Origin of the sequence: Brasilonema bromeliae SPC951, assembly GCF_012912135.1 — a bacterium.
In the GTDB taxonomy this organism is placed as follows: domain Bacteria; phylum Cyanobacteriota; class Cyanobacteriia; order Cyanobacteriales; family Nostocaceae; genus Brasilonema; species Brasilonema bromeliae.
In genome coordinates this window covers 1-9,296 of sequence record NZ_QMEB01000256.1, presented here as the reverse complement: position 1 = coordinate 9,296, position 9,296 = coordinate 1, and the positions used below count along the sequence as shown (strand labels likewise).

Annotated in this window: 11 protein-coding genes; 9 read left to right on the top strand and 2 right to left on the bottom strand. The window is 41.7% G+C overall.

Features of this window, described 5'->3' with window-relative positions:
• The first annotated feature begins 60 nt into the window (after positions 1-60).
• From devC to DP116_RS24345, 5 genes are all read left to right on the top strand, one after another.
• The gene (gene devC, locus DP116_RS24365; protein WP_169157613.1) at positions 61-1,230 is read left to right on the top strand and encodes an ABC transporter permease DevC; all 1,170 of its coding nucleotides are present in this window, start codon (positions 61-63) and stop codon (positions 1,228-1,230) included.
• Between the two features lie 164 nt (positions 1,231-1,394).
• Positions 1,395-2,024, top strand: coding sequence for an SRPBCC family protein (locus DP116_RS24360; RefSeq protein ID WP_169157611.1), 630 nt, complete (start codon positions 1,395-1,397; stop codon positions 2,022-2,024).
• 62 nt (positions 2,025-2,086) lie between these two features.
• Positions 2,087-2,848: a DevA family ABC transporter ATP-binding protein gene (locus tag DP116_RS24355; protein WP_169157610.1), complete on the top strand. Its 762-nt coding sequence runs from the start codon at positions 2,087-2,089 to the stop codon at positions 2,846-2,848.
• Between the two features lie 144 nt (positions 2,849-2,992).
• Positions 2,993-3,706: a rubrerythrin family protein gene (locus DP116_RS24350; protein WP_169157609.1), complete on the top strand. Its 714-nt coding sequence runs from the start codon at positions 2,993-2,995 to the stop codon at positions 3,704-3,706.
• Positions 3,707-3,844: 138 nt separating this feature from the next.
• A complete protein-coding gene (locus DP116_RS24345) occupies positions 3,845-4,189 on the top strand; it encodes a luciferase domain-containing protein (protein ID WP_169157608.1) in 345 nt (114 codons plus the stop codon).
• A 269-nt stretch (positions 4,190-4,458) separates the two neighbouring features.
• Here DP116_RS24345 and DP116_RS24340 read toward each other — a convergent pair whose 3' ends face one another.
• Together DP116_RS24340 and csaB are read right to left on the bottom strand one after the other, a co-directional pair.
• Positions 4,459-4,947: a GNAT family N-acetyltransferase gene (locus DP116_RS24340; protein WP_169157607.1), complete on the bottom strand. Its 489-nt coding sequence runs from the start codon at positions 4,945-4,947 to the stop codon at positions 4,459-4,461.
• 64 nt (positions 4,948-5,011) lie between these two features.
• The gene (gene csaB / locus DP116_RS24335) at positions 5,012-6,064 is read right to left on the bottom strand and encodes a polysaccharide pyruvyl transferase CsaB (protein WP_169157606.1); all 1,053 of its coding nucleotides are present in this window, start codon (positions 6,062-6,064) and stop codon (positions 5,012-5,014) included.
• 53 nt (positions 6,065-6,117) lie between these two features.
• Between csaB and DP116_RS24330 the strand changes: the two genes are divergently transcribed.
• The 4 genes from DP116_RS24330 to hisA all read left to right on the top strand — a co-directional run bounded on the left by DP116_RS24330 (position 6,118) and on the right by hisA (position 8,921).
• A complete protein-coding gene (locus DP116_RS24330) occupies positions 6,118-6,465 on the top strand; it encodes a DUF2499 domain-containing protein (protein ID WP_169157605.1) in 348 nt (115 codons plus the stop codon).
• The gene (locus tag DP116_RS24325) at positions 6,462-6,806 is read left to right on the top strand and encodes a DUF3593 domain-containing protein (protein WP_169157604.1); all 345 of its coding nucleotides are present in this window, start codon (positions 6,462-6,464) and stop codon (positions 6,804-6,806) included. Before DP116_RS24330 ends, DP116_RS24325 begins: the two co-directional genes overlap by 4 nt.
• Positions 6,807-6,884: 78 nt before the next feature.
• Entirely contained in the window at positions 6,885-8,063 is a 1,179-nt protein-coding gene (locus DP116_RS24320) for an SGNH/GDSL hydrolase family protein (RefSeq protein ID WP_211173485.1), read from the top strand.
• A gap of 84 nt (positions 8,064-8,147) precedes the next feature.
• The gene (gene hisA, locus DP116_RS24315; protein ID WP_169157603.1) at positions 8,148-8,921 is read left to right on the top strand and encodes a 1-(5-phosphoribosyl)-5-[(5-phosphoribosylamino)methylideneamino]imidazole-4-carboxamide isomerase; all 774 of its coding nucleotides are present in this window, start codon (positions 8,148-8,150) and stop codon (positions 8,919-8,921) included.
• Positions 8,922-9,296: the final 375 nt, after the last annotated feature.

The following is a 9,296-nucleotide window of genomic DNA, read 5'->3' as shown; positions in this document are numbered from 1 at the left end:
GACTAGCTTATGTGCGGACTGATTACCGTGATTCAGCTAGTAACGAATCGCACCTCTGAAATGTTCCGTAAACTCTTTTGTAAAACACCACTAGCATGGTTGCAAGTCAGACGAGAGAAAACGCGTCTCGCCGTTGCTTTAGCAGGAATTGCCTTCGCAGATGTCCTCATGTTTGTCCAACTTGGACTCAATGACGCGCTCTATGACTCTGCAGCGAATTTTCACAATACACTGCGAGGAGATTTGTTCCTCATTAATCCACAGTCTGAAGCTGTGCAGTCCTTCAAGAGTTTTCCAAGAGAGCGTTTATATCAAGCCGCAGGATTTGAGGGAGTCAAGTCTATTAACTCTTTATACGTTGGTAGTGCTCAGTGGCGTAATCCCCAAAACCATCAAAGTGAACGCACAGTTCTGACGCTTGGTATTAACCCTGCTAAACCTGCATTTACGTTACCGGAGGTCAATCAGCAGATAGACAAACTCAAGCCGCTAAATCGAGTGTTATACGACCGAGCAGGGCGACCTGAATTCGGCGATATTCCTGCCCTTTTTCAACAGTCTTCTCCGCTTTTGATTCAGGTAAAAAATAAACAAATTTGGGTTACTGGATTGTTTACACTCGGTGTCTCTTTCGGAACAAATGGCACTATGATTACTAGTGATTCTACTTTTATCCGTCTGTTTACTGAGCGCAAACCAGAGCAAATTGATGTTGGTCTGATTTCGTTAAAACCTGGCGTGAATCTTAAACAAGTGCAGGCTCAGATACGAGCTACATTACCAAACGATGTCTTAGTACTGACACGAGAGGAATTTGCCAATCGAGAGAAGAAATACTGGTCGAGTAGCACTCCTACTGGCTTCATTTTTGGACTTGGAACCATCATTGGCTTTGTCGTGGGAATTGTGATTGTTTATCAAATTCTCTACTCTGATGTGTCAGAACACTTACCTGAATACGCCACGTTGAAAGCAATGGGCTACAGCAATACTTTCCTCGTTAGCATTCTCATTCAAGAGTCCCTCATCTTGGCAATCATGGGTTTTATACCAGGATTTGTTCTTTCCAGTGGGTTGTACTTGATTGCTGGAACTGCGACTCTGTTACCTATTGGCATGACACCGAGTCGTACTGCTTTAGTATTGTTTTTGACAGTTATAATGTGTGTTGTTTCGGGTGGAATCGCCATGCGTAAGTTACAGTCAGCCGATCCAGCAGACATTTTCTAAAGAGTTCAAGTTATGGATGCTGAAGTTATGACGCAGACAATTTTGTTGATCACACTGCTCTTGCTTGACTTTACAGTCTGTACTCCTATTCAAAACTGCTTAGCCCTACGGGCTTGGAGGTGGGAAGATGTCAATTGACAGATCTAAATCGAGGGAATGACCATATGTCGCAATTCTTGCGTAGTTGTTTGTTTGCAGGGTACTTTTCTGTGATAGCTACAATTGCAGTCACCCCATCTGTCTATGCTGAATTATTTAATAGTCCTGTTGATAAATTACCTGTTGCTGAACGGGTAAAATTGAGAAATGGTCAGGCTTTAGTCACTGGAGAAAAAGGAAAATATACTGCTAAAGTTTTGGTGACAGCTTCGCCAGATATTGCTTGGGAAGTGCTGACTGATTATGACAACTTTTCTAAATTTTTGCCGAATACAGTGTCGGGTAAAGTACTTGAAGTGAATGGCAATCAGAAAGTTGTGGAGCAGGTAGATACGCGTCAGGTATTTTTAATGAATGTTCAATCACGAATCCGGTCAGCTATTACTGAAACTGCAAAAAATCGCATAGATTTCCGTCAAATTGATGGAGATTTACAAAGCTTAGATGGATACTGGAAAATTGAACCTGTAGCTCCTTATTCTGGCGCAAAAGCGAATCAAGTTTTAATTACGCAGGTAGTGGAGGCTCAACCAAAATCGGGAACCCCAAAGAAAATATTCTACAATCTTTTCAAAGATTCATTGGGTGATATTCTGACTGCAGTTAAAAGAGAAGTCGATAGGCGAAATCGTTGAGCAAAAGCTTTCTTTCCCTTAACTGTTAATCATGAAAACCTTAGAATCAAAAAAAAACAACCATGCCAAACCAAACTTTCACTACCACGCTCAATCAATCGATACTAACTAAACCGATTATTTCAGCTTGCAACCTGAACCACTATTTTGGTGAGGGAGAACTTCGCAAACAAGCTTTGTTTGATATTAATCTCGACATTTATCCAGGAGAGATTGTAATTATGACTGGTCCTTCTGGTTCTGGTAAAACCACATTACTGACTCTCATGGGAGGTTTACGTTCAGCGCAAGAAGGAAGTCTTACAATTCTTGATCAACAAATGTGTAGAGCAAATCAACAGCAAATGATGCAAGTGCGGCGGCAAATAGGTTACATTTTTCAGGCACACAATCTACTCACGTTCCTAACAGCTAAACAAAATGTACGAATGTCTTTAGAACTGCATGATGAATACTTGGAACAGGATATAGATGGGATGTCCGCTGATATTCTCAAAGCAGTTGGGTTAGGAAATCGCGTAGACTACTATGCAGATAGCCTTTCTGGAGGACAGAAGCAAAGAGTGGCGATCGCCCGTGCTCTTGTAAGCCATCCCAAAATTGTCCTAGCCGATGAACCCACAGCCGCCCTTGACAAAAAATCCGGACGAGATGTTGTGGAGATGATGCAGAAACTAGCAAAGCAGCAGGGCTGTACAATTCTTTTGGTCACACATGACAACCGGATTCTCGACATTGCTGACCGCATCGTTTACATGGAAGATGGTCGTTTGGCAGATAACCCAGCTTTGACACTGGGTGAGCCACATAGATTTTTCGACTAGCCAGCAGAAAAATATTGTGAAAACTCTCCCATTTCATACTCGTTATGAGTACAATAAAATAGTACGAACTCATTACGAGTACGCTTTAGATGGACTGCCATTATCACGGTAGTCTTTGAGAGAAGAATGGAGAGGCAAAACACAATGGATTTATCAAACTCGAACACTGCAAAGAACTTGTCTGAAGCTTTTGCAGGGGAATCAATGGCGAATCGTAAGTATCTGTTCTTTGCAGAAGTCACTCGCCAGTTGGGGATGACTGAAGTGTCAAAGCTGTTTCGGGAAACAGCAAATCAGGAGACAGAACACGCTTTTGCTCACTTCCGGTTAATGCATCCAGAGTTGGTGGTGGATGATGTGGCTTCATTGAGTGAGGAGCAAAAGAAAGCGATCGCAGCTCGTTGTTTAGAGTTAGCGATTGAGGGCGAGACTTATGAGTATACCACCATGTACCCAGAGTTTACAGAAGCCGCCCGTACAGATAGAGATCATAAGGCAGTTGTCGAGTTTGAAGCACAACAAGCAGAGTCCCGTGAACACGCTCAAATTTTCCGCAAAGCAGCACACAACTTTGGATTGCTGACACCCATCGAACATCATCATGCTAACCAGTATACAGAAGCGCTTCAAGCTCTGGAAGGAGTTGCTCCCGCACCGAAAGCAGCAAGCGATAATCCTGCAACCCAGAAATGGATTTGCCGCCAGTGTTCGATGATTTATGATCCCGTAGAAGGCGATCCTGATTCTGGAATTGCTCCTGGAACAGCGTTTGAGGCAATTCCAGAGGATTGGCACTGTCCTATTTGTAATGCTTCTAAGAAAACTTTTGTTCCTTATGAGGAAGCTGTTGCAGCATAAGCATTAATTAATAGTTTTGGCTTGTGTGATGTAGGGGCGTAATACATTACGCCCTTTACCTCAGCTTATTGCAAGTCATAATCATTACGTTTCAATCAGTGTATAAGGTTGAGTCATGCCTCAGGAGAAATGATAGCTATGAGTAACATAAAAGTCACAATCGTGCAGGAAGTACAAACTTGGCAAGGTGTAACTGTCGCACCTCATCGCTTTGGTGGTATAGAGTTTCAGGTCAATGGTCGAGAAATTGGTCACCTGCATGGAGATTATCAAGCAGATATTCCTTTTACAGCTCGCATACGTAAAGAACTCGTAGAATCAGGTAAAGCTTCACTCCATCAGATCTATCCAAAAAGCGGTTGGATTTCTTTCTACATTCATGGTGTTGAGAACGTACCTTTACTGTTAGAACTGTTGCGAATGAATTATGACCGATTGGCAAAGAATCGGTTGGAAGTTGAAGTTGAGGAAATAGCAGCGTAGCTATCTTGCTATGTACAATTTTTATCAACTCTTGTGGGTTGGACATCTTGTCTGCCCACATAAGAAATTTATTGTGCTTGAGCGTAAAAAATGAATGAACTTTTGATAGTTTATAAATGTCTTAAAAACGATTGCGGATTATTTAAAAAAGCCTTTGTTAATGAAACGTGTTCAAGTTCATCATAGGCAGTTAAATTTGCCAAGAACTGCCGTACTAATTGCATTCTGAGTTGGTGAGTTCTACATTCTGTATTCTTTTTCAAGATTTTTCATCGTTCGTTATCCTTTAGCGTCAAGACTACGAAATCTTTTCCATCAAGATCTCTCTGGAACCTTTGGGCTGTCTGGAATCCGGCTTTTTCACATATCCGTAACGCCTGCTTATTAAAATCAGCGACTGTAACACGAAACAGAATGGGTGTAAATTTGTTTTGAGCGAAATTCATTACCGCATCAACTACACGAAGACCAAGTCCCCGCCTCGTCAGGTTCGGACGTATACCAAGCCCAACATCGACTGCTTCGACACTGTAATCACCTCCACTAACTCGCGCATCTGGTCCAAAGCAACAGTAGGCTATAAGATCATTATGACCATTGGTAATCGTGTAATAAGCATTGTGGGGATCCAAAAATTGCTGTACACTCTCGGAGATTTCACCAGAGTCTAAGTTGTAGAAGTTATACGGCTCGTCATATTGCCAAGTCAGAATAACACATGCACTCTCAAAGTTCATTGGTGAGAAGATGAAAGACATAAGTTTGAGTTGTACAGTTGTGAGGAGTCTAATCAAATACGATTCAAATACAATTGACCAAAATTCACTTGATCGAATTTACAGTGAGTCCTTCGCTCAATACTTCACGGTGAATCAGCGCTCTATCTACCAAAGACTGAATTTTTTCTGCTGACAATGGATCGCCATTGGCGTAATGCTCCATCCATGTTTTACTAATGAAATTAGGATCATCTGGCAAATTCGCCAAATCCCAACCAGGCATATCCAAATCTTCCATCAATCGATTCACCTTGGGGTCGTAACTGAGAGCAAAGCAGCGACAACCTTCACTTGCTGCCATAATCAAACTATGTAGACGCATTCCTATCGCCATTTCCACGCCGCGAAACACTCCTTTTAAAAGTTCCGGTTCTTCCAAACACATAATTTTGCTGACATCTTTAAGTTGCGGTTGAATTGCTTGGGCTATCTCTAAATCTTCACTCTTTTGAAAAGGCAACAATAATATAAAAGTTTGTGTGGCTTTTTGAAAATCAACAAGTGCGCGAGTCAGGTTAGCAAGGCGTGTTTGGGTTAACTGGGGATGAGTTCGCAAAGTCACCGCCACTCTGGGAGCAGGTAAATCCCAAAGTCCGGGAACTGGTTTACTTTGCAGCGCCCAAACTGGATCGGGAGCTAAGATAAAAGGAATTTGCCAATCAGTGAGTAATGCTGCAGAAGCGCGATCGCGCACACTCACTTTTGTACAACCACCAAAATTTTGCCGTGCTAACCAACGAGTCACAGGACGCTTCACAGGACCAATTCCTTGTCCCCAAGCAATGGTTTTTAAACCCATTTTTTGGGCTAATGTCATGATTGCCCCATAATAAAATGGACTAACAGCACTGGTTGTATCTTGAATTAAGCTACCACCACCCCAAATAAAGGCATCACAGGAGCGCAAAGCTTGTAGTACGGTTAATGGTGCCATGCGATCGCACGCTTCCACACGATAGCGACTGTTAGTTTCCTCTGGATTGCCAGAGAGAACCACAGGTGTGACTGATGGTGGTAGCATCTGTAGAAGCGTTGCTAACAAAGCTTCGTCCCCACCATTTCCCTTACCGTAATATCCAGACAGTAGTACCCGCATTTTTTCTTTTGATTTTTAATTTATAACTTTTGACTCTTGACTTTTTGACTTTTATGAACGCTCTTTCGATTCCTACTTGGATTATTCACGTATCTAGTGTTATTGAGTGGATTGCCGCCATTTGGTTAATTTGGAAATACGGTGAAGTTAATGGTAACCGCGCTTGGTGGGCATTGTCCTTTGCTATGTTACCTGCTTTGGTTAGCGCCATGTGTGCTTGCACTTGGCACTATTTTGATAATGCAGAATCTCTAGAATGGTTGGTCACACTGCAAGCTAGTATGACTTTATTGGGTAATTTTACCCTTTGGGCAGCGGCGGTGTGGATTTGGCGTTCCACTAAGTCTGCCGAAACTGCAAATAATTCCGTCTCGACCAAAACTATAGAATCAAAGCAATGATTTCAAAAGAAACCCTCTTTGCCCTTTCCCTGTTTCCCTACTTGGGTTTCTTGTGGTTTATCAGCCGCACTCCACAAATGCCTCGTTTGGCGCTGTATGGTTTTTACGGTACTCTTGTCTTTGTCGCCGTCACCATTCCAGCGGGGATTTATGCTCAAGTGCATTATGGAAAGGCTTTGGCAAATGTTGATTGGCTGCACGGAAGCGCAGAATTTTTCTTGACGCTTGCTAATATCTTGGTTGTGTTGGGTTTTCGACAAGCTATCATTCAAAAGCAACAAGTGAAGGCTTCTAATTCTTCCACGCAAAATTTGTCATCCCCAACTTTTTCTCAGGAGTAAAATTGCCAAATCATATTTTCAGGAAACCGTAAAAGAACTGATAAGTGAAATGTTTTACCAACCTGGAAAAAATCATTTATGTCATTGAAAAGATCTTTAGCAATTAAGTTTTTGTGTCGTTCTCTGTTGTGTTTCTCAGGCTGTGTAGGATTTCTAGCTGTTGATAGTATTCTTAGTTCATCTTTTAGTTTTGCAGCGGAACAATTTGTTGTCAGGTATGGATTTTTTGAGCAATCACTTCCTCTACAAGATTTACGGAATTATGCCGAAACTCAACAAGTTTCTTCTAATCTCAAATCTTTCCTGAGTTACCTAAAGCCTAAACAGCAAAAGATGTTACAAGAGGCACTTCAGATAAAAATGTCTCTTGATATTGTGGCTGTGGATAAGCTATTGGATAGTGGTATTGGTAAAATGCTTTTATCTGTTGGTTCCAAAAGTGTTATACGTCGTGATAAAGCTGCCAAAGAAGCACTACGAGCCGCAATTATCCTAGGAGCGAAATCAACAAAGGGCTTGGGAATTATTAGTTTTCTGGAAGCCTATCCTAGTGAAAAACTAGTCGTGGATGTGCCTACAGTTCTAGACATTCTAAGTCAATCACGTTTATTTTCTAACTCATCTAATTTGCCACCAAAGGATAACTTAAGTTCTACACCTATATGGCACATTGCAACCCAGTATCAAACACTAGCGAGCCAAGGTAAGCAATTCTCAGGCTGCTTATTTGGAGATTCTGTTTCTGCTCAACTTGGGAATTCTCTTGGTGAGGGAACTTTTAATTTTGCCTTAAATGGGTTAAGTACAATTTCATTAGTTGAACAACTGGAAATTTTAGCTCTTGGTAAAGTGAAATGCCAAAAAACTATTATTGCTATTGGTGGAAATGATGCTTGGTATGGGCTGAGTAATGAGCTATTTACCGAAAAATTGAAAGAGGCGATCTCTCTAGTACGAGCAATGGGAACTAAAGAGATTTTTCTGATTCCTGCTTTCTACTCAACAGTTGCTGCTAGTAAAGACCCGAGTATAGCAGCCCCATTGTCTAAAGTGGAAGAAATTAATACTGTGATGAATCAAGTTGGAACAACGGAAAATGTACCAGTTAAATCATCCGGTGTACAACCTTTATATGAAAATAATGTTTTAAAAGACAATTTAACAAGTGATGGCGATCATCTCAATGCAGAAGGCTTAAAGATTTATAGAAACGCGTTATTAGAAATTTTGGCGAGTGATTCGGCAAACAAAAATTGAGTTTTGGATGAGCACATGAATAAGCCTCCAAGACCATATGTCATCTTAAACTGGGAGGGGAGTCTTTTAAAAAGGAAAAGTTATATGGAAGTTATTCCAGCGATAGATTTACTAGAAGGTCGCTGTGTGCGACTTTATCAGGGAGATTATGAACAATCCCAAGTTTTCAGCGACAACCCAGTTGAGGTAGCAAACCAGTGGGTTGAACAGGGGGCTACTAGATTACACGTAGTCGATTTGGATGGGGCGAAAACAGGTAAACTAGTAAATCTGCCAGCAATTGAGGCGATCGCTCAAGCCGTGTCAGTACCCATTCAAATTGGTGGAGGAGTGCGCGATCGCTCTCGCGTACAACAGCTACTCAACATAGGGGTACAACGCGTTATTTTGGGAACTGTAGCCGTAGAACAACCCCAGCTTGTGCAAGAACTCTGCCAAGAATTTCCAGAACAGATTGTTATTGGTATAGATGCTCGTAATGGAATGGTAGCAACTCGCGGGTGGCAAGAAACCTCGGAAGTTTTCGCAACTCAACTGGCTGTACAGATGCAAGAATTGGGAGCAGCCGCCATTATCTATACTGATATCCATCGTGACGGGACGCTTTCTGGACCAAATATAGAAGCATTGCGATCGCTCGCAGCGACAATTTCCATTCCAATCATTGCTTCTGGTGGTGTGAGTTCTGTTACCGATTTGCTGAGTCTGTTGGCGCTAGAATCACAAGGTGTGACTGGTGTGATTGTTGGTCGTGCGCTGTATACAGGGGACGTTTCTCTTAGAGAAGCATTGCGTGCTGTCGGTCAAGGGCGTATTCAGGATATTCCGCCCAATATAGATTTTTCAGCGTTTGCCTAATGTTTTCTACTCTCTGGTGTAGAGACACGCCTTAGCACGTTTGTTGTTCCAAAATTTTTACCGGCTTGTAGCCGGTTATTTTTTAAAATTTTCCGGAGTCGTCATTTCCCGTCGTGTATCTCAAGTTGTAAGCAATCATTCAGTTCTGAATGCGCTCGTCAAACACTTCTTACTAGAGGTAGACTACGCAAGAAATCCTGGAATTACCAGATTCCAACCAAAGTTTCTACAACAACAACAAAAGTACTGGATGAAAGTAAAGTGCCTGACTAAATAATATTTATTTTATAAAATTAAATTTTCAATTTTCATTTTTCAGTTTTACAATTTATGGGTTTCCTCTCTAGAGACGTTTGATTATGCGTCTCTATTTTC

Excerpts from the sequence above, each read along its gene's own strand:
- devC (WP_169157613.1), top strand. The coding sequence starts at position 61 with ATGTTCCGTAAACTCTTTTGTAAAACACCACTAGCATGGTTGCAAGTC.
- DP116_RS24355 (WP_169157610.1), top strand. The coding sequence starts at position 2,087 with ATGCCAAACCAAACTTTCACTACCACGCTCAATCAATCGATACTAACT.
- hisA (WP_169157603.1), top strand. The coding sequence starts at position 8,148 with ATGGAAGTTATTCCAGCGATAGATTTACTAGAAGGTCGCTGTGTGCGA.
- DP116_RS24325 (WP_169157604.1), top strand. The coding sequence starts at position 6,462 with ATGATTTCAAAAGAAACCCTCTTTGCCCTTTCCCTGTTTCCCTACTTG.
- DP116_RS24345 (WP_169157608.1), top strand. The coding sequence starts at position 3,845 with ATGAGTAACATAAAAGTCACAATCGTGCAGGAAGTACAAACTTGGCAA.
- csaB (WP_169157606.1), bottom strand. The coding sequence starts at position 6,064 with ATGCGGGTACTACTGTCTGGATATTACGGTAAGGGAAATGGTGGGGAC.
- DP116_RS24350 (WP_169157609.1), top strand. The coding sequence starts at position 2,993 with ATGGATTTATCAAACTCGAACACTGCAAAGAACTTGTCTGAAGCTTTT.
- DP116_RS24330 (WP_169157605.1), top strand. The coding sequence starts at position 6,118 with ATGAACGCTCTTTCGATTCCTACTTGGATTATTCACGTATCTAGTGTT.
- DP116_RS24360 (WP_169157611.1), top strand. The coding sequence starts at position 1,395 with ATGTCGCAATTCTTGCGTAGTTGTTTGTTTGCAGGGTACTTTTCTGTG.
- DP116_RS24320 (WP_211173485.1), top strand. The coding sequence starts at position 6,885 with ATGTCATTGAAAAGATCTTTAGCAATTAAGTTTTTGTGTCGTTCTCTG.
- DP116_RS24340 (WP_169157607.1), bottom strand. The coding sequence starts at position 4,947 with ATGTCTTTCATCTTCTCACCAATGAACTTTGAGAGTGCATGTGTTATT.